This window comes from Ruegeria sp. AH7, assembly GCF_056541325.1.
The window spans coordinates 465,580-483,442 of sequence record NZ_JBQFYF010000002.1; the positions used below are offsets into that span (position 1 = coordinate 465,580).

The window sequence follows — 17,863 nt, forward strand, 5'->3', positions numbered from 1 at the left end:
ATGAAGGTCGTATTACCCTGTCCCGAAGACCGGGACAGGGCAAGGGGGATCAGGCAGGTTCGCCTTTACCGTCCTCTTCGTGGTTGTCGCGGGCGCGTTCATCCATGAACTGGTCGAACTCGGCCTTGTCTTTGGCTTCGCGCAGGCGATGCAGGAAGGCTTCGAAATCTTGCTGCTCACGTTCCAAGCGCGCCAGCGTGTCGGCCTTGTAGGCGTCGAATGCTGTGTTGCCCGAAGGTTTCATTGCGCTCATGTGGCTGTGCCAGGATTTGCGGCGGCTGCAAGATTTGCTGAACATGCGTTTGCTCCAGATCATATAGGCCAGAAGGGCCAGGCCCACGGGCCAGAAGAAGATGAAACCAAGGACCATGGCGGCGATCCAGGCACCTTTGCCTTTGTCGTCCATCCAGGCCTCGGCGCGGTGCAGCCATCCCGGGTTTGCAGGGACGGTAGGTTCGGACAATGCGGTCATTTGGTCTCTCCAGGGGTTGATGTAAATTCCTTTCACATTGTCTAGATGGGAAGCCTACAGATGGTTGCAAGGGGCGATGTGAAAAAGATTTACATTTTTTCGAGTCGGATGACTGAGAACCTGTACCCTCACAGAACGCAGCTATTGTAGTGCGCCAGTGTTTTATTCAATTTATTGAACGGATGTTTGCAGCGTCGACAGAACAGGGCTGAGCAGCGTGCGCGTTCTATCGTTTTCAGAAGTCGAACTTGCTCTGGATCGGGGGCGTGTAGGGTTCGATTAGGTCTTCGCCGTCGGATGCGCGTTTGATCGGCTTCACAGTATGATATTCAAATCGCCCCTCATATCCCGTACCAAGCGTCTCTTGCGCCTCTTGTGGTGTTGTGATGCCGTTTAACCAAGTCTCGATCTCTGAAGGGGTCAGAATGACCGGCATCCGATTATGGATGTGCGCTATCTGGGGGCTTGGTTTACGTGTCATGATGGTGCAGCTGTGCCGCCCATCTTGCGTTCGATAGAACCCGGCAAAGAACATAAGCGGTTCATTACGTTTGACTGTGACATAGGTCGGACAGCCATGCCCCTGATCCTTTTGCCATTCATAGTATCCAAGCGCCGGGATAAGACACCGGCCGTTGTTCCAATAGTCCTGCCAGAACGCGACATTCTCGATTTTGGAATTGATCATGGGCTTTTGACTGCGCGGATCCTTTAGCTGCCAGCGGGCGGACGTGAGTTCGGCAGTGTCGCCATCCCAGCGGATCATATTGACCTGATCGGTCGGTGAGACATTATAGCCCCCAGAGGGCAGCGGCTTGGGTAGATCGGGAGAGACCTTTCCATAAAGAAAGTACTCCAGAGTCGCGAGCATCTGTTTCTGCGTTAGGTGACCGGCTGCAAACTTACCACACATGGAATGAGCCTATTTTGGTTCAAAAACCGAGGCAAGGTTGAGCGTATGCCGCATCGGGCTTTGTTGTTCGTTCTTCAGGCTTGTGACCTTTGACATGTTGCCTGAAAAATATCTTTGATCGCTGTTCGTAGCTGCACATCCGCCTTCTTTCGTGCAGCCGCAGATTAGCGTAACAAACGATTATGACTATGGACGAAAACAACACCGCCCCTTCGATTGCCGAAATACTGGATCTGGAAAAGCAGGTTTGGACTGCGCTGGTTGTCGGGGATGCCAGCGCGGATCGCGCGCTTTTGAGCGCCGACTTTCTGGGTGTCTACCCGTCAGGCTTTGCCAATCGGGACGATCACGTTGGTCAATTTGCCGATGCGCCGACGATGGCTGAATTCAGGCTGAGCGAGGAAAAGCTACGGGTTCTAACTGCGGACATCGTCTTGCTGTCCTATCGCGCAGACTACGTGCGGCCTGGTGCAGCCAGGTGGGAGGCGATGCTGATTTCCTCGTTGTGGGAGCGTCGGCATGACAAGTGGGTCAACAGTTTCAGTCAGGACACACCGGTTCAGAACGCGTGATGCGTTTGACCCATTGACCTTAGGGTGAGGCAATGCGCAGGGTCGCGATATGAGTGACAGTCTGGCCATCACCCGTTTGCCACGCGCGTTCGACCCGTCTTTGGGCGATGAAACACGTGATTTGCTGGCGGATTTGACACCTGAACAAGGGGAGTTGATCGCCGGAACCGCCGGGTCCAGCCCCTATCTGAAAGGGTTGATTGAGCGCGAGAGAGACTGGCTGCCGCAAGCGCTGTCCGGGCCGGATCAGGCCATGGTTGAGCTTATGGATGCGGCGCGGGCTTTGGCCCCAGATCAGCTGAAGTCGGGTCTGAGGCTTGCCAAGCGCCGGATGGCGCTGCTGACTGCGCTGGCCGATATCTCGGGTGCGTGGCCTTTGGAAAAAGTGACCGCTGCGCTGACTGATTTCGGAGCGTTGGCGGCAGATGTCGCGGCCAAGGCCGAGATCGCCGCCCTGATCCGGCGCAAGAAACTGCCCGGAATGACCGAAGATGACGTCGAAACCGCTGCTGGGATGGTCATTTTGGCGATGGGCAAGATGGGCGCGCATGAGCTGAATTACAGCTCGGATATCGACCTGATCGTACTGTTCGATGAAACACGTCATGACCCGGTCGATTTCTACGATGCGCGGCATGGGATGGTCCGCGCCACACGCAACTTCTGCGCCACGCTCAGCGACAAAACCGCTGACGGCTATGTCTTTCGCACTGATTTGCGCCTGCGCCCTGATCCGGCGGTGACACCGGTTTGCATGGCGATGGAGGCGGCTGAGCGGTACTATGAAAGCCTTGGCCGAACATGGGAACGCGCCGCTTATATCAAGGCGCGCGCCTGTGCGGGCGATATCGCTGCCGGAGAGCGGTTTCTGGAAACTCTGCGTCCCTTTGTTTGGCGTCGGCATCTGGATTTTGCCGCCATTCAGGACGCCCATGATATGCGCCTGCGCATTCGCGAGAATAAAGGGACAGGTGGCAGCCTCTCGATTCCTGGCCATGATATGAAACTGGGACAGGGCGGTATTCGTGAGATTGAATTCTTCACCCAAACCCGACAACTGATCGCAGGGGGGCGCGACCCGGACCTACGCGTGCGCGGAACGGTTCCCGGTTTGGCTGCTTTGGCTGCAAAAGGCTGGGTGCCCAAAGAGGTCGCACAAAAGCTAACCGACCACTATCGCGCGCATCGTGAGGTCGAACATCGGATTCAGATGATCCATGATGCTCAGACCCACAAAGTGCCGCAATCCCAGGACGGTATCGAACGTGTGGCCTGCCTGATGGGGATCAGTAGTACCGAGCTGACGACCGACCTGACCCGCCGATTGACCGAGGTGCATGACTTGACCGAGGGGTTCTTTGCCCCCGGTCCTGGTGCGACCCCGACGCCCGAGCAAGAGGTTACGTTCGACAAAAGCATCCTGGCCCGCTGGGCCTCTTACCCGGCGCTGCGTTCGCAACGGGGCAGGCGCATCTTTGACCGGCTCAAACCTGAACTCCTGTCGCGCCTCGCCAAGACAGCACAACCGGAAGAGGCCTTGGTGGCGCTTGACGGGTTTCTGGCCGGGCTGCCCGCCGGGGTGCAGCTGTTTTCCCTGTTCGAGGCCAATCCGCAGCTGATCGATTTGTTGATTGATATCGTGGGCACGTCCCACGCGCTGGCCTCGCATCTGTCCCGCAATGCCTCGGTCTTTGATGCGGTCATAGGCGGCAGTTTCTTTGCTGACTGGCCCGGGCAGCAAGATCTGCAGGCCGAGCTGGAACAGGCTTTGGCGGCAGAGGCGGATTATGAAACTCAGCTTGATCTGGCGCGGCGCTGGTGCAAGGAATGGCATTTCAGGGTGGGGGTGCATCATTTGCGCGGGCTGATCGACGGCGCACAAGCGGGTCGTCAATACGCAGAACTGGCGCAGGCTGTTATCGCTTCGATCCTGCCTCATGTGACCGAGAATTTCGCCCGCAAGCATGGCGCTGCTCCGGGGCGTGGGGCCGCCATTCTGGGTATGGGATCGCTTGGGGCAGGGCAGATCAATTCGCAATCCGATTTGGATATGATCGTGATCTACGACCCGTTGGATCAGGAGATGTCCGAAGGTCCGCGCCCACTGGCCACCCGCACCTACTATGCGCGGTTCACGCAAGCACTGATCACGGCGCTTTCGGCCCCGATGTCTCAGGGGCGGCTCTATGAAGTCGACATGCGTTTGCGCCCGTCAGGCAATCAGGGGCCGGTGGCGACCAGTTGGGCCAGCTTCACCAATTACCAGCAGAACGAAGCCTGGGTTTGGGAACACCTTGCCCTGACACGCGCGCATGTGGTGGCGGGTGAGGTGGGGCTGGCCATGGATATCGAAGCTTTCAGGGCTGATTTCCTGTCGCGTCCGCGCGAAATGAAGAAGGTTTTGCACGAAGTGGCCGAAATGCGCACGCGGCTTGCCGCTGCAAAAGCCCCTGCCGGAGTTTGGGATGCCAAAAATGGTCCCGGCCGCTTGATGGATATCGAACTGATGGCGCAAACCGGCGCGTTGATGGCAGGTCTCGCGGATCGTGATGTGCCCTCCGGCCTAGATGGCGCCGTCGCTGCCGGGTTGCTGGATGTCGCGCAGGCACAAACTCTGAAAGACACCTACGATCTATGCTGGTACGTGCAATGCGCAGCGCGGCTGCTTTCGGGCAAAGTAATCGAGGCTGACAAGATTGGTGAGGGTGGTGCGGCGTTCCTGTGCAGGGCCACTGGGTTCGAACAGGTGGAGCAACTGCAATCCGCGCTACAAGACACTTACACGACCGCTGCCGAAATCATCGGCAGCGTCATCAAAGAGGGCGAAGATGGCACGCAGCACTGATCCCAATGACCCCAAGGGCCTGATCCGCGAAGCCTATAACATCGAAGGCATCGCTTTGCCGGAATGCCGCAGCATCTTCCTCGATTGGGCGCTCAGCCTGCCGGAGGGGCAGGATCAGAAGCAGGCGTTGACCACCCTGCATGCCACCTATGCTGCGCAGGATGCCGACCACCCGATGACACAGGTCATGGCCGAGGGGCTGCGAGCTTCAGAAGCACCAAAACGACGTGGCGGTTGGCGCTCGCGCCCGCGTTAGGGCTTTTCCCCCGGCGCGTGCATCACTAATAGGGGGCAATGACCAATACCACTGATCACCCACGTATCCGTCTGAAACCCAAAGCCAATGCGCGCGGCCTGCGACATGGGTTTCCCTGGGTCTATGCGAATGACATCGTCACCGACCGCCGCACTCGAAAAATCCCGGCCGGAGCGTTGGCCGTGCTTGAGGATGAAAAGCGCGCACCTATCGCTTTGGTCGCTGTGAACCCCGACTCAAAAATCATGTGTCGCGTATTGGATCGCGACATTGATGCCGATCTGAACGCCGATTGGTTCGAAACCCGTTTGCAACGCGCGCTTGAGATGCGCGAGCGCCTGTTCGAGGCGCCATATTACCGCCTGATCCATGCCGAGGCCGATGGCTTTCCCGGCGTGATCATCGACCGTTTCGGCGATGCCTGCGTGATCCAGCCCAACGCCGCCTGGGCAGAAGCGCATTTGGACGCGCTCACCGACGCTTTGGTCAGCGTTACCGGAGTAGCGACTGTCCTCAAAAACGCCTCAGGTCGCACCCGCGGGCTGGAGGGGCTGGATGACGTGAACCAAACCCTGCGCGGAACAGCGCCGGACGCGCCGCTGCCGGTGCCGATGAATGGTGCGAGCTATATGGCCGATCTGACCGGCGGCCAGAAAACCGGCCTGTTCTATGACCAACGCCCCAACCACGCTTTTGCGGCCCGTCTGGTCCATCCAGACGCGCAAGTGCTGGATGTGTTCAGCCATGTGGGCGGCTTTGGTCTTGCCATGTTGGCCGGTGGGGCTGCACAAGCAACCTGCGTCGATGGCTCTGCCGCCGCTTTGGATTTGGCAAGCAAAGGGGCCAAAGCCACAGGCTGCGCGGATCGTTTCCAGACCCGCCAAGGCGACGCGTTCGACGTGCTGACCGAACTGGGCGATGAGGGCGCCCTATTCGATGTGGTCATCTGCGACCCGCCCGCCTTTGCACCCTCAAAACAAGCATTAGATGCAGGCCTTCGCGCCTATGAACGTATCGCACGTCTGGCGGCCCCGCTGGTCAAACCCGGTGGTTATCTGGGCCTCTGCTCCTGCTCACACGCTGCCGATCTGGGCCGGTTTCGCGATGCGTCTTCACGCGGGATTGGCCGCGCTGGCCGGCAGGCACAGCTGATCCACACTGGTTTCGCAGGTCCCGATCACCCACAACTGCCACAGCTGGCAGAAAGCGGTTACCTCAAAGCCGTGTTCTACCGTCTGTGAGGGCGGTTCTCGATACCTGCGTCATCTACCCGACAGTGATGCGAGAGATGCTGCTGGGCGCAGCCAGCCTGGGTCATTTCACCCCGATCTGGTCCGCCCGTATTCTCGAAGAATGGGCCCGCGCCGCCCGCAAGCTGGGTCCCGAGGGTGAGGCGCAAGCCCGCGCTGAAATCGCGCTGACGCAGGCGCACTGGCCACAAGCCGAACGCGCGACCGCGCAAGGGCTCGAAAACCGCCTTTGGCTGCCTGATGCTGCAGATATCCACGTTCTGGCAACCGCGATAGCCGCTTCAGCCGACATTATCGTGACGGTCAACGCAAAGGATTTCCCGAAAAATATCCTGGCAGAAGAGGGGCTCGACCGCCGTGATCCCGATGGCTTGCTGCACGGTTTCTGGCTCTCGGACCCCAACGGTATGGCCACCATCGCCAACCGCGTTCTTGATGAAGCCAACCGCCTCTCTGGCGACCAATGGACCCTGCGCGCGTTGATGAAAAAGGCGCGCCTCCCACGCCTGGGCAAAGCCCTTTCCCAATAGGCGCGATCCCCTTCACCTGGCTACAAATATCCCGGGGAGCGCGAGGGGCTGGCCCCTCGCTGCCTAAGCCTGGCCGCCCGCACTCCAACGCTGCTCTAGTGCTTCCAGCGCTGCAATCCGCTCTCGTGTCTTCGGATGGCTCATCAACCAGGCTGGCACCATTCCAGCCCTTTGCTGGGTCAGGTCCTCCAGCTTGTGAAACAAGGACTTTTGCGGTTCGATCCCGATCCCGGCCTTGGTCAGCAAGGCGGCGGCGTATTCATCGGCCTCATATTCATCCTGGCGCGACAGGCGCGAGGCCAGCAATGAGGTTAGCGCATTGGCGATCATCGCGCCGATAAAGGGAATGAACCGGTTTAGTACCATAATCAGCGCTGTCCGCATGGCGTTCTGACCGGAAAAATCAATCATTCGCCGCTTGGCATGACCCAATGCCACATGCCCCAGCTCATGCGCGATCACGCTGGCCATTTCCTCGGCCGAAACTTCTCCATTGCGAAACTTGCGATAAAACCCGCGGGTGATGAAAATGCGCCCATCGGGCGCGGCTAAACCATTCACAGGATCGATCTCATAGATATAAACCGGAACCCGCGCGATATCCAAAGCGGCGGCCAACCGGTCGGTCATCCTCTTCAATACCGGATCGGCCAGTTCGGTTGATTTCTGATCCAGCTCACGATGGGTGCGCCAGACGGAAATCCGGTACATCACAAGGCCATACGCAATGGCCAGCAGGATCGGGGTGAAACGCAACATGGCTCAGATATGGGGGCGCCGCGGCAGCAGGGCAACATAATTCTTCAGCAGATCGAATGCCTGGGAAACAGATACACAGGCCCATCACCCGGATCCCTCGGCTTCACTTCTCCAAGTGATCCATATTTAGAAAGGTGAGTACATCACCGGCACGAGGAGCACGGATATCCAGAACAAACCCTTGATCCATCACGGCCTGAAACACCTTGGCCAGTCCGGTTTGACCGTAAATTCCCGGATGAACTTCAATCACAAGGCGAGGTACAGAGCGGAGGTCACATTTCTGGAAAAGCTCCAACTCACCACCTTCGATGTCGCAAATGATCATCGTCGGGGCAAACCTTGCAATTAACGCGTCGAAATCCAAAATCGGTACCTCGACTTTGTCAATGTAGGCACGTTCGTCGCCATTCAGGGACGACGCCCAGAAGTTCTTTCTAATATAGAAATCGACTGTGTCGCCATCTGAGGATTGCCCCAGAATGCCATGAAGACACTCGGCCTTTTGGGAAACCCCGTTTCCTTCAAACGTCGTGCGTATTACGTCAATCAATGCGGGGTTTGCTTCGACTGATACAACTTTATCCACCTTTTCGATCTGCGCGATCTTGGTCGACAAGAAACCAACTCCAGCCCCGATATCCAGAACACGCTCGCCTTGTTCGATGCACCGCTCGGCATGGCGCAGTTCTGCGGTTTCGTACCGCCCCAATCTCATGGACTTCAAAATTCTACGTGTGAACAATCCGGGCGTCTTTTGAATTCTGACCCCGCGATAAGACACCGAGCCATCGTCTTCAAAGAACTCTTCTGACATCAATCAACCTCAGATCTGGCATGGGAGCATCGAACGCCCACAATCGCAGGCGCAAGTTCCACTTTTCCGGATGCACATTAGTCGGAGTGGCCGGGTTGTAAAACCTTAAAGATCAACGGCCTTTTGCCCTCGAACCATCAGAGCGATGACCTCAAGGAGCATCTCCTACCGAGTCAGTTCCCGCATGCCCTGTTCCAGGCCGGACAAGGTCATCGGCACCATTCGATCCTCGAAAATCTCGCGGATCATGCCGATGGAATGGGTGTATTCCCAGTATTTCTCGGGCACCGGGTTGATCCACAGGTTTGACGCCCATTGTTGGTGTGTTTTGCACTCCTGAAAAGAGAAGGCTACGGAGGCAACAAACGGCTGCTCTGATTGTTAGGCACTGCAAGGTCCCTTGTTTAGGGACGCATGAAGTAACGCAGGTTGCCTCTCGTGATTGACGCGCGATACTGAGAATGTATGTAACTCTAAAAGGTTATTCTACCGCATCCGATATTTTGAAAGTCTCTCATGAACAAAATTCGACAGGCCGCTGTCGGTATCGCTCTGGCCGCCGTTGTTCTAGTGGTTTCCGCGCCTTTTGGCGTTGAAGCGCAAGCCAAGAAATGCTTCTCGAAAGGCAAATCCGATGCGCAGCGCATCGCTGGTTGCACATCGCTTCTGTCCTATGACGATATTCCAGAACACACTCGATCGCAGGCCCTGTTTCACCGCGCTCTGTTTCTGGCAAAACAAGATCCCGGTTTGGCCGAGGTCGACTATCTTGCAGCTCTTGAAATCACGCCAGATTGGACAGCGCCTCTACACAATCTGGGTCTGATCTACTTGAAAAGGGATGAGTATGATAAAGCCTTGTCGTTGTTCAATCATCTTCTGGAGGTTGACCCGGCATCTGATTTTGGCCACAGCAGTCGGGCGAGCACATACTATGAAATGAAGCGGTATTCGGAAGCGTTGGCAGATACGAGGTTTGTTCTCGCGTCCGTTCCGAACTCAGTGTTAAATCAGCATCGCGAAGGGCGAATTCTGGATAAGCTTGAGGATTATGATGCGGCGCTTGAGGCATACTCCAGAACCGTTTTGCTCGACACCAACTACGCTCTAGTGCGACTGGATCGCGCCTGGCTATACTACCAGCATCTTGAACTGCCGTATCACGCAGAAGTCGACCTGAATCATGTTTTGGCTCTATACCCAAATGACCACGTTGCATGGGCCGTCCTTGGTGATGTCCTGCTGCGACTTGGTCGATACGCAGAATCTGAGACGGCGATTGAACGTGCTTTGGCAATCAAACCGGAATACGACTTCGCGCTCCGTACTGCAGAGCGGTTTGTACGGGAAACTGACGAAGCAATAGCAAGGAGCGAAAGGCTGAGTACACCCGCTGCTCGCGAGATTGCTGGGCCTTCTTTTGGTACACTGCTGGCTCGAAGCTTTGCAGATCTTGATGAGCCAGAGCGCGCGCTTGCCGAATTCGACACGGTTCTTGCGAAGCTACCGGACAATGCCTTTGCACACGCCGGGAAAGCAGATGTCTATTATGATCTCGGCAACGACGAAGCGGCAATCAGCTCACTTAATGATTTCTTTGAAGTTGCATCGAAACGGGAAGAGGGCAATGAAATCTCGGACGAGGTGATTGATCGACAATACACGAGACTCGGCTTTTCTCACCATCGTCTTGGGGACCCGCAAGCTGCGCTTGCCGCATGGCGCCGAGGTTTGGAAAGCGCAAGTTCAGTAGACATTTCGCTCTGGCAGCTTCGCCTTCAATCCGCTGGTCACTATGCGGGCGGGCCAGATGGTGAAATCAGTGATGTGTTGCTGGATGGGCTGTCAAAATGCGCGTCAGACCATGAGTGTTTGGATTGAACACAAAAAACGCCGGCTAGGAAATCTCGTTCTACCGCAATGCATGCCGATGGCGGTGGCTTTTACCTCTAAGCAAATCTTGCGGTCTACCGAGTCAGTTCCCGCATGCCCTGTTCCAGGCCGGACAAAGTCATCGGCACCATGCGGTCCTCGAAAATCTCGCGGATCATGCCGATGGAATGGGTATATTCCCAGTATTTCTCGGGCACCGGGTTGATCCACAGGTTTGACGCCCATTGTTCGCGTGCGCGTTGCAACCAAACCTGACCCGCCTCTTGATTCCAATGCTCATTGGCCCCGCCAGGATAGGCGATCTCGTAAGGGCTCATCGAGGCGTCGCCGACGAAGATGCATTTGTAGTCGGGGCCGTAGGTGCGCAACACTTCATGTGTGGGCGTCTGCTGGTCCCAGCGGCGGCGATTGTCGCGCCACACGCCCTCATAGAGGCAATTGTGGAAGTAGTAGTACTCCAGATGCTTGAACTCGGTCCGCGCGGCGGAAAACAGTTCCTCGACCACTTTGATATGTGGGTCCATTGACCCGCCAACGTCCAGAAACAGCAGAACCTTGACCGCGTTGTGACGTTCGGGCCGGGTCTTGACGTCCAGATAGCCATGTTCCGCCGTGGCGCGGATCGTGCCGTCGAGATCAAGTTCTTCGGTAGCGCCCTCGCGCGCCCAACGGCGCAGGCGTTTCAGGGCGACCTTGATGTTTCGAGTCCCTAGTTCAACAGTGTCGTCTAAGTTCTTGAATTCGCGCTTGTCCCAGACTTTCACAGCGCGCTGATGGCGGCTTTCCTTCTGGCCGATCCGCACCCCTTCGGGGTTGTAACCGTAGGCCCCAAACGGGGAGGTTCCGGCCGTGCCGATCCATTTATTGCCGCCCTGATGGCGACCCTGCTGTTCCTTCAGACGCTCGCGCAGAGTCTCCATCAACTTGTCAAACCCGCCAAGCGCTTCGATTTCGGCTTTTTCTTCGGCCGACAGGTGCTTTTCGGCCATTTTCTCAAGCCAGTCGGCGGGAATGTCGACCGCTTCCAGAACCTGTTCAAAGCTGATCTCACCCAACCCTTCGAAACTGGCGGCAAAGGCACGGTCGAACTTGTCGATATTGCGCTCATCCTTCACCATCGACACACGGGCGAGGTAATAGAACGCCTCGACATCATAGGTGGCCAGACCCTTTTTCATCCCCTCCAGAAAGGTCAGATACTCCCGCAGAGAAACGGGTATGCCAGCCTTGCGGAGGTTCTCATAAAAGGGCAGGAACATCGGTCAGATCACCAGTCGAACCAGGATCAGCGAAATCACAAGTCCCAGCAAGGCAAAAGCAATACCATAAACTGCTGCATACTGAGCGATATCGGCGCCGTTCCCGTTGCGTTTGCGCGCGTTCCAAGCGCCTAGTATCGCACCCAAAACAGCCATTCCCAGGACTACCAGCATGTATTTGTCATCCGCCTATATTGTTACCGGCTGATCTGGTCGCGCGGCTTTCTGCCAGGGATTTCACCACCACATCTGCGCCAAACCCGTATCGCGCCCACCCAAGACTGTCCAGTCTGACGGCGCGTGCCTGCTGAACCTGCCCGGCCTGCATTAGTGCTTCGGATTTCAACAAGAGGAGCGTTGCTAGAAGCGACGCGTTTTCGGCTCGCGTCATCACATCTATGGCCTTATCCAGATCAGGCAACACGTTGGGGCCTTGATCCTGAGCCAGCGCGAATGAGGCGGTTTGTGCCGTGACATGGGCGCGATGTACCTCGGTTCCCGGCGTTGCATTCAGGAATTGTAGGGCGATCTGATACTGCTGGAGGGCTGCTGCGGGATCGCGGAACTGGATCATGCGCCCCATCAGATAGTGCGGATAGGCACGGCGGTGGTCGGTCCAACCCTGTTGCTGGCCAATTTCGGCAGCCTTCTGCGCAAAGCGGAATTGTCGGGGTGATCCGGGGCCGGGGCCAAGCGTTTTGTTGATCGCGTCAATCCACGCGCGCGGTGTTGTCGTGAAGGGTTGAACTGGCAACCTGTCTCCACGCGGGTTCAGGCGGCTCAGAACTGCGGGAAGGGCGGCTTCAACCTGTTCGCGCGTCATGCCTGTTTTTAACTCGGGCGCATAGGCCGTCCGCAGGATCAACATGTCAAAGCCGGTCAGGACGGTATGGATATTGTCGTCGTTAAATACGGAATCGGGCAGGTGATACAGGTCGTTCAGCGGTCCCAGCGCCTGCGCCAGTTCCTCGTGCAGGCAATCGCGCATTTCTTGTGGGCTGACATCATAGGGGATGAATATGCCCAGGCGTTCCCGCTGTCGCAGTTCGGTCCAGCTGCTTTTTGCCTTGCGACGATCCCGGCGGTATTCTTCCAGGCTGGAGGAATTAGGCACCACAAAGCACGCAGCATTCGGCAAGATACGGTGAATATCACGCTGACTGACGGCCTCGATGGTGATATTGGCCTGACCTTCGGAAACTTGCCGGATATCGATCCCCGCTTCGCGCCGCAAACGGGTCAGCAATCGGGCGAGATCGCTCTGCATGCTGGGAGTGGGTTTTCCCGTCAGCCGCACCGTGACCGGGGTTTCAAAACGGGTGAAAATGGGCAGCTGTGTGCCACTTTCCAGGGCAAAGTGCAGATCGAGGAAATCTGCTGCTATGTTCGTGTTGGACCTGGCCGGAGGGGTCGGCCGAGACGTCGTAAAGCTGTTGGCCGGGGGCAGGGCCTGTTCTATGGTTGTCACATTGCCCGGCAGTTCAATCCGCTCAACCGATGCGCAGGCCGAGAGGAGACATACCGCGGCAAGGGCGCCCCATCGCATCATGAGCGGTTGTACTTGATAAAAGGCGTCAGCGTGCCGATCCGGTCATAGAGCTGGCGTGCTGTCTGGTTATATTCCTGTGTCAGCCAATAGACCGTTGGCGCACCCTGCCGGTCGGCCTCGTCATACACCGCCTGGATCAATGCGCGCCCTACACCGGTCCCGCGCGCCTCGGGGCGGGCATAGAGGTCTTGCAGGTAACAGACTCTTTCCACCTTCCAGGCATGGCGGTGGAACAAGTAGTGCGTGAGTCCGACTAACACGCCGTCCTGTTCGGCAACGAAACAGGAAAAATCCTGCGGATCGTCCCCAAGCAAACGTGCAAACGTCGATTCATAAATCTCATCAGGCAGAGTCGTTTCATAGAAGGCCAGATAGGCCTGCCACATTTCGGCCCATTGATCTTTGTCCGCGGCCCGCAAGGGGAGAATTTCTGGTGCATTGGCCAAGCGATACGTCCCTATTGATAAACTGAGCCCCGGTTGCCCGATGCTGACATCCGGTCCGGCCCAACGCAAGCCGCGTTCACAACCTATTCGACAGCAGGCTAACGTTTGCTGCGCGCCATAAAGGCCAGCCGCTCGAACAGATGGACGTCCTGCTCGTTCTTCAGCAACGCCCCATGAAGCTTGGGCAACGCATTTGCCCCGTCGCGCTTCAGATCCTCGGGTGTCAGATCCTCGGCCAATAGCAATTTCAGCCAATCCAACACCTCTGAGGTCGAGGGCTTCTTTTTCAAGCCTTGGGTCTCGCGGATTTCGTAGAATTGGGTCAGAGCCGTGGTCAGCAGAGCGTCCTTAATCCCGGGATGATGAACTTCGACGATCCGGCGCATCGTCGCCTCGTCCGGGAAGCGGATATAGTGAAAGAAACAGCGGCGCAGGAAGGCGTCGGGCAGTTCCTTTTCGTTGTTCGACGTGATGATGACGATCGGGCGATGCTTGGCCCGGATCGTTTCACCGGTTTCGTAGACGTGGAACTCCATCTTATCGAGTTCCTGCAAAAGGTCGTTGGGAAACTCGATATCGGCCTTGTCGATCTCATCGATCAGCAGCACGACCTTTTCATCGGCGTCAAAGGCCTGCCAAAGCTTGCCCTTGCGGATATAGTTCGACACATCATGCACACGCTCATCGCCCAACTGACTGTCGCGCAGTCGGCTGACGGCGTCATATTCGTACAGGCCCTGCTGTGCGCGGGTGGTGGATTTCACATTCCACTCGATCATCTTCAGGCCCAAAGCACCTGCCACCTGTTTGGCCAGCTCGGTCTTGCCGGTGCCGGGTTCACCTTTGACCAGCAAGGGGCGTTCCAGCGTCACGGCCGCGTTTACAGCGATGGTCAGGTCGTCGGTGGCAACATATTCGGCTGTGCCTTGGAAACGTGCAGTCATGGGCCCCTCAAGCTCTTGCGCGCGGCTGCGCGTGGTGCAATCCCGGTTACAGAGAGCCAGTGATTTTGACAACCCGGGTCGCTGCGTCGACTCAACCGCAATTTGCTGTGCAAACGCTATCGCCTAACGCGATTCGCGGTGATTTTTCTGCTTCACTGATTGTGAACTGCCACAAAATCACCAACAGAAGTTCACCAAAAAACGCGTTTTTTCCGTTTCAAGTATCACATTTAGACCAGTCAGGCGTTGGGCGTACCTGACCTAAGTTTGTGTAGTGACAATCCCGTGCCCGTCGGATAAACGCTGCGCAGAAGGGGGTGCCAAATGTCAGGTGATACAACCGCGACCGACGTTTCTGGCCATACCGAGGGAGCAGATATGAAGCAGGAAGTTTTTCTGCCGGATGATTACCGCCCGGCCGAAGATGAGCCTTTCATGAATGATCGTCAGCTTGAGTATTTTCGACGCAAGCTGCTGGATTGGAAGACAGAGTTACTTGCAGGCAGCCGCGACACGATCGAAGGGCTGCAGGACAATACCCGAAACATTCCCGATGTCGCTGATCGCGCAAGCGAAGAAACCGACCGCGCGCTGGAACTGCGCACACGGGATCGCCAGCGCAAGCTGGTCGCCAAGATAGACTCGGCCCTGCGCCGTATCGACGAGGGTGAGTATGGGTATTGCGAAAAGACCGGTGATCCGATTTCGTTGAAGCGTCTGGATGCGCGACCCATCGCGACCATGACACTGGAAGCGCAAGAGCGTCACGAGCGTCGTGAAAAAGTTCACCGCGACGATTGATCGCTGAAAATCGCAAAAAAATCGGAACGCCGGGGCCTGTCGCCTCGGCGTTTTTGCGTTAAGCCCTAGGGATGAAACTCGACGGGCTGAAATTCTGCGTTGTGGGCGGTGGCATAGGTGGTCTGGCCGCCGCGCTTGCCTTGCAGCAACGCGGGGCGCGGGTGACCGTACTCGAGCAGGCTGCCGCCCTGACCGAAGTGGGCGCGGGTTTGCAGATCAGCCCAAATGGGATGTGCGTACTTCGCGCATTGGGTGTCGTGTCCGATATTCCGCCCTTGGGCCAAAGGTCCTACGGAACCGTGCTTCGCGACTACCGCAAGGGTCGAGTGATCAGCCGTTTGCCGGGTCCGAAGGCCGGGCCAACCTTTTACTATCATCGCGCCGATCTTTTGGGGCTGCTACTTCAAGCTGTCCAAACCGCCGGGGTCGATATCCGTTTGGGCTCATGTGTCGCTGAGTTGCGCAAAAACCCGACCGAGGTCGAACTTGTATTTGAAAGCGGCGCGCATCTGCGCGCCGATTGCGTCATCGCCGCCGATGGCGGGCGCAGTACGCTCCGGCCCAGCTTGAACGGGCCAGAGACACCCGTATTCACTCATCAGATTGCTTGGCGCGCGATAGTTCCATGGAAGGGGGCCGAGGCCCAACCGCGCGCCACACTCACGATGGGCCCAGGCCGCCATGTGGTGACGTATCCGCTGCGCGACCAGAGCCTGATGAATATTGTTGCCATCGAAGAGCGATCAGACTGGCAAGAAGAAGGTTGGCGCAGGCAAGGTGATCCAGATGATCTGCGGGCCCGTTTCGCGGATTTTGGAGGGCCGGTGCGCGACATACTCGCCGACGTGACAGAGGCGCATCTTTGGGCGCTTTTCCTGCGACCGGTTGCAAGCACATGGCAGGATGGCCGCATGGCTCTGTTGGGCGATGCCGCGCATCCAACGCTGCCCTTGATGGCGCAAGGGGCGTGCCTCGCGCTTGAAGACGCATGGGTTTTGGCCCGTTGCTTTGATGATCACTCAGAGATGAGCAGCGCTCTGGCAGCTTATGAGGCGGCGCGTTTGTCGCGCGCCGGGCGTGTCGTTGCAACCGCTGCTGCAAACGCCCACAATTTCCACCTGAAAGGTCCCAAGAGGCTCGCGGCGCAGCTTGCTCTTTCGGTCATCGGCCCGCACCTGTCGCGCCGATACGAGTGGATTTACAGCCACGACGTGACGACCTGAGCGGTCAGATGTCCAGATCCACCCAAACTGGAACATGATCTGATGGTTTTTTCTGCCCGCGTATATCGGCATCGATCTGGCAATCGCGCATTAGATCAGCCGCTTGCGGGGTGAGCAGGAAATGATCAATCCGAATGCCGTCATTTCGATTCCAAGCACCGGCCTGATAGTCCCAAAATGAATAATGCCCGGGACCTTGGGTGCGGGCGCGAAAGGCTTCGGTAAATCCAAGATTTAGAATTTTGCGAAACGCCGCGCGGCTTTCTGGACGAAACAGCGCATCCTCGCGCCACGCGTCGGGGCGTTTGGCGTCCTCGTCCTGCGGGATGATATTGTAGTCGCCCGCCATCAATGCGGGCTCCTCGCTTGCCATAAGGTCTTTGGCGCGCGCATAGAGACGCTCCATCCAGGCCAGCTTATAGTCGTATTTGGGCCCGGGCACCGGATTTCCATTCGGCAGGTAGAGCCCACAAATCCGGATCGCCTGCTTGCCAACAACGGTGGCCTCGATCCAGCGCGCCTGTTCGTCCTCGTCATTGCCGGGCAAGCCGCGCGAGACGTCCTCGAGCGGAAGTTTGGACAGAATGGCGACGCCATTAAAGCTTTTTTGGCCATGGGTTTCGACGTTGTACCCTCGGTCTTCAAACATCTCGCGCGGGAAGTTTTCATCGACGGATTTGATTTCCTGCAACAGAACCACATCGGGCTGCGCGTCATCTAGCCAACGGGGCAGGGCTTCGGCCCGCGCTTTGATGCCGTTGATGTTGAACGTGGCGATTTTCATACGCGGTCCTCCGATGCCTCAGGGCAACCTATCGCGCAGAACCGGCCCAACGGCAAGATGGAGGGTAGGGTTGCGAGGCTCTGCCTCGCGCTCCGAGGTATTTGGGAACAGAAGAAGGTGGGCGGTTTCTCGTGCTTCTTCTGTTTGAAAATACCTCGGGGGAGGCGCGGCTTGCCGCGGCGGGGGCAGAGCCCCCTGGTGTTACGTTACATCGAAAACGAAGTGCCGCATCCGCAAGAGGAGGTTGCGTTTGGGTTTTCGATCACAAACCGCGCGCCAATCAGTTCCTGGGTGAAATCGATGACAGCGTTTTCCAAAAACGGCAGAGAGATCGAGTCTACGATCACCTTTTGCCCTTTGCCTTCCAGCACCAGATCGTCCTCTTTGGGTTGGTCCAGCGCAATTTCGTATTGAAAACCGGAACATCCGCCGCCTTCCACTGCAACGCGCAATGCTTGCCCCTGATCCGCCGCGCCGATTTCGGCGAGGCGCTCAAAGGCGCGTTCAGTAACTGTTGGGGGCAGATTCATGCCAGACTCCAAAGGTTTAT

At 57.3% G+C, this 17,863-nt stretch carries 19 protein-coding genes and 1 pseudogene; 8 read left to right on the top strand and 12 right to left on the bottom strand.

Annotated features, from left to right (window positions below; genetic code table 11):
- Positions 1 to 49: 49 nt before the first annotated feature.
- Both ACR0JX_RS06850 and ACR0JX_RS06855 read right to left on the bottom strand, forming a co-directional pair.
- Positions 50 to 472, bottom strand: a complete 423-nt coding sequence (locus tag ACR0JX_RS06850) for a DUF2852 domain-containing protein (protein ID WP_170530529.1) — start codon at positions 470 to 472, stop codon at positions 50 to 52.
- Positions 473 to 707: 235 nt separating this feature from the next.
- Positions 708 to 1,385 carry an SOS response-associated peptidase gene (locus ACR0JX_RS06855; protein ID WP_480542540.1) on the bottom strand — a complete coding sequence of 226 codons (678 nt, stop codon included), beginning with the start codon at positions 1,383 to 1,385 and terminating at the stop codon, positions 708 to 710.
- A gap of 188 nt (positions 1,386 to 1,573) precedes the next feature.
- Between ACR0JX_RS06855 and ACR0JX_RS06860 the strand changes: the two genes are divergently transcribed.
- Genes ACR0JX_RS06860 through ACR0JX_RS06880 form a run of 5 tightly spaced genes read left to right on the top strand, consistent with a single transcriptional unit; the run spans position 1,574 to position 6,838 of the window.
- A complete protein-coding gene (locus tag ACR0JX_RS06860; protein WP_480542542.1) occupies positions 1,574 to 1,957 on the top strand; it encodes a DUF4440 domain-containing protein in 384 nt (127 codons plus the stop codon).
- A 49-nt stretch (positions 1,958 to 2,006) separates the two neighbouring features.
- On the top strand, positions 2,007 to 4,802 hold the full coding sequence (locus tag ACR0JX_RS06865) for a [protein-PII] uridylyltransferase family protein (protein WP_480542544.1): 2,796 nt from the start codon (positions 2,007 to 2,009) through the stop codon (positions 4,800 to 4,802).
- Entirely contained in the window at positions 4,786 to 5,058 is a 273-nt protein-coding gene (locus tag ACR0JX_RS06870) for a hypothetical protein (protein ID WP_480542546.1), read from the top strand. Before ACR0JX_RS06865 ends, ACR0JX_RS06870 begins: the two co-directional genes overlap by 17 nt.
- 38 nt (positions 5,059 to 5,096) lie before the next feature.
- Complete coding sequence (locus ACR0JX_RS06875) at positions 5,097 to 6,299, top strand: RSP_2647 family RNA methyltransferase (RefSeq protein WP_480542548.1); 1,203 nt, start codon at positions 5,097 to 5,099, stop codon at positions 6,297 to 6,299.
- Positions 6,296 to 6,838, top strand: a complete 543-nt coding sequence (locus tag ACR0JX_RS06880; protein WP_480542550.1) for an RSP_2648 family PIN domain-containing protein — start codon at positions 6,296 to 6,298, stop codon at positions 6,836 to 6,838. Before ACR0JX_RS06875 ends, ACR0JX_RS06880 begins: the two co-directional genes overlap by 4 nt.
- A 63-nt stretch (positions 6,839 to 6,901) precedes the next feature.
- Here the strand turns inward: ACR0JX_RS06880 and ACR0JX_RS06885 are convergent, their stop codons facing one another.
- The 3 genes and pseudogenes from ACR0JX_RS06885 to ACR0JX_RS06895 form a co-directional block, all read right to left on the bottom strand.
- Positions 6,902 to 7,597: a M48 family metallopeptidase gene (locus ACR0JX_RS06885; RefSeq protein WP_480542552.1), complete on the bottom strand. Its 696-nt coding sequence runs from the start codon at positions 7,595 to 7,597 to the stop codon at positions 6,902 to 6,904.
- Between the two features lie 103 nt (positions 7,598 to 7,700).
- On the bottom strand, positions 7,701 to 8,414 hold the full coding sequence (locus ACR0JX_RS06890) for an FkbM family methyltransferase (protein ID WP_480542554.1): 714 nt from the start codon (positions 8,412 to 8,414) through the stop codon (positions 7,701 to 7,703).
- A 165-nt stretch (positions 8,415 to 8,579) separates the two neighbouring features.
- A pseudogene (locus ACR0JX_RS06895) lies at positions 8,580 to 8,744 on the bottom strand (VWA domain-containing protein); the annotation flags it as partial.
- A gap of 420 nt (positions 8,745 to 9,164) precedes the next feature.
- On the opposite strand from ACR0JX_RS06895, the gene ACR0JX_RS06900 reads away from it, so the two are divergent.
- Complete coding sequence (locus tag ACR0JX_RS06900; protein WP_480542556.1) at positions 9,165 to 10,295, top strand: tetratricopeptide repeat protein; 1,131 nt, start codon at positions 9,165 to 9,167, stop codon at positions 10,293 to 10,295.
- A gap of 86 nt (positions 10,296 to 10,381) precedes the next feature.
- Here the strand turns inward: ACR0JX_RS06900 and ACR0JX_RS06905 are convergent, their stop codons facing one another.
- The 5 genes from ACR0JX_RS06905 to ACR0JX_RS06925 form a co-directional block, all read right to left on the bottom strand.
- Positions 10,382 to 11,566 (bottom strand): vWA domain-containing protein, encoded by a 1,185-nt coding sequence (locus ACR0JX_RS06905; protein WP_480542558.1) that lies wholly within the window; start codon positions 11,564 to 11,566, stop codon positions 10,382 to 10,384.
- A 3-nt stretch (positions 11,567 to 11,569) separates the two neighbouring features.
- A complete protein-coding gene (locus ACR0JX_RS06910) occupies positions 11,570 to 11,740 on the bottom strand; it encodes a hypothetical protein (protein ID WP_480497662.1) in 171 nt (56 codons plus the stop codon).
- Between the two features lie 7 nt (positions 11,741 to 11,747).
- On the bottom strand, positions 11,748 to 13,112 hold the full coding sequence (locus tag ACR0JX_RS06915; RefSeq protein WP_480542995.1) for a DUF2927 domain-containing protein: 1,365 nt from the start codon (positions 13,110 to 13,112) through the stop codon (positions 11,748 to 11,750).
- Complete coding sequence (locus ACR0JX_RS06920; RefSeq protein WP_480542997.1) at positions 13,112 to 13,501, bottom strand: N-acetyltransferase family protein; 390 nt, start codon at positions 13,499 to 13,501, stop codon at positions 13,112 to 13,114. Before ACR0JX_RS06920 ends, ACR0JX_RS06915 begins: the two co-directional genes overlap by 1 nt.
- Positions 13,502 to 13,659: 158 nt before the next feature.
- Positions 13,660 to 14,505 (bottom strand): AAA family ATPase, encoded by an 846-nt coding sequence (locus ACR0JX_RS06925; protein ID WP_480542560.1) that lies wholly within the window; start codon positions 14,503 to 14,505, stop codon positions 13,660 to 13,662.
- A gap of 378 nt (positions 14,506 to 14,883) precedes the next feature.
- Here ACR0JX_RS06925 and dksA point away from each other — a divergent pair, with 378 nt between their 5' ends.
- Together dksA and ACR0JX_RS06935 are read left to right on the top strand one after the other, a co-directional pair.
- On the top strand, positions 14,884 to 15,306 hold the full coding sequence (gene dksA, locus ACR0JX_RS06930; protein WP_170450050.1) for an RNA polymerase-binding protein DksA: 423 nt from the start codon (positions 14,884 to 14,886) through the stop codon (positions 15,304 to 15,306).
- Between the two features lie 71 nt (positions 15,307 to 15,377).
- The gene (locus ACR0JX_RS06935) at positions 15,378 to 16,529 is read left to right on the top strand and encodes an FAD-dependent oxidoreductase (RefSeq protein WP_480542562.1); all 1,152 of its coding nucleotides are present in this window, start codon (positions 15,378 to 15,380) and stop codon (positions 16,527 to 16,529) included.
- Between the two features lie 4 nt (positions 16,530 to 16,533).
- On the opposite strand, the gene xth is transcribed toward ACR0JX_RS06935, so the two are convergent.
- A complete protein-coding gene (xth, locus tag ACR0JX_RS06940) occupies positions 16,534 to 17,313 on the bottom strand; it encodes an exodeoxyribonuclease III (RefSeq protein ID WP_480542564.1) in 780 nt (259 codons plus the stop codon).
- 206 nt (positions 17,314 to 17,519) lie between these two features.
- A complete protein-coding gene (locus tag ACR0JX_RS06945) occupies positions 17,520 to 17,843 on the bottom strand; it encodes a HesB/IscA family protein (protein WP_170530516.1) in 324 nt (107 codons plus the stop codon).
- Positions 17,844 to 17,863: the final 20 nt, after the last annotated feature.

Excerpts from the sequence above, each read along its gene's own strand:
- ACR0JX_RS06945 (WP_170530516.1), bottom strand. The coding sequence starts at position 17,843 with ATGAATCTGCCCCCAACAGTTACTGAACGCGCCTTTGAGCGCCTCGCC.
- ACR0JX_RS06865 (WP_480542544.1), top strand. The coding sequence starts at position 2,007 with ATGAGTGACAGTCTGGCCATCACCCGTTTGCCACGCGCGTTCGACCCG.
- ACR0JX_RS06905 (WP_480542558.1), bottom strand. The coding sequence starts at position 11,566 with ATGTTCCTGCCCTTTTATGAGAACCTCCGCAAGGCTGGCATACCCGTT.
- ACR0JX_RS06915 (WP_480542995.1), bottom strand. The coding sequence starts at position 13,112 with ATGCGATGGGGCGCCCTTGCCGCGGTATGTCTCCTCTCGGCCTGCGCA.
- ACR0JX_RS06925 (WP_480542560.1), bottom strand. The coding sequence starts at position 14,505 with ATGACTGCACGTTTCCAAGGCACAGCCGAATATGTTGCCACCGACGAC.
- ACR0JX_RS06885 (WP_480542552.1), bottom strand. The coding sequence starts at position 7,597 with ATGTTGCGTTTCACCCCGATCCTGCTGGCCATTGCGTATGGCCTTGTG.
- ACR0JX_RS06860 (WP_480542542.1), top strand. The coding sequence starts at position 1,574 with ATGGACGAAAACAACACCGCCCCTTCGATTGCCGAAATACTGGATCTG.
- ACR0JX_RS06875 (WP_480542548.1), top strand. The coding sequence starts at position 5,097 with ATGACCAATACCACTGATCACCCACGTATCCGTCTGAAACCCAAAGCC.
- dksA (WP_170450050.1), top strand. The coding sequence starts at position 14,884 with ATGAAGCAGGAAGTTTTTCTGCCGGATGATTACCGCCCGGCCGAAGAT.
- ACR0JX_RS06870 (WP_480542546.1), top strand. The coding sequence starts at position 4,786 with ATGGCACGCAGCACTGATCCCAATGACCCCAAGGGCCTGATCCGCGAA.
- ACR0JX_RS06935 (WP_480542562.1), top strand. The coding sequence starts at position 15,378 with ATGAAACTCGACGGGCTGAAATTCTGCGTTGTGGGCGGTGGCATAGGT.
- ACR0JX_RS06890 (WP_480542554.1), bottom strand. The coding sequence starts at position 8,414 with ATGTCAGAAGAGTTCTTTGAAGACGATGGCTCGGTGTCTTATCGCGGG.
- ACR0JX_RS06850 (WP_170530529.1), bottom strand. The coding sequence starts at position 472 with ATGACCGCATTGTCCGAACCTACCGTCCCTGCAAACCCGGGATGGCTG.
- ACR0JX_RS06920 (WP_480542997.1), bottom strand. The coding sequence starts at position 13,501 with ATGTGGCAGGCCTATCTGGCCTTCTATGAAACGACTCTGCCTGATGAG.
- xth (WP_480542564.1), bottom strand. The coding sequence starts at position 17,313 with ATGAAAATCGCCACGTTCAACATCAACGGCATCAAAGCGCGGGCCGAA.
- ACR0JX_RS06855 (WP_480542540.1), bottom strand. The coding sequence starts at position 1,385 with ATGTGTGGTAAGTTTGCAGCCGGTCACCTAACGCAGAAACAGATGCTC.
- ACR0JX_RS06910 (WP_480497662.1), bottom strand. The coding sequence starts at position 11,740 with ATGCTGGTAGTCCTGGGAATGGCTGTTTTGGGTGCGATACTAGGCGCT.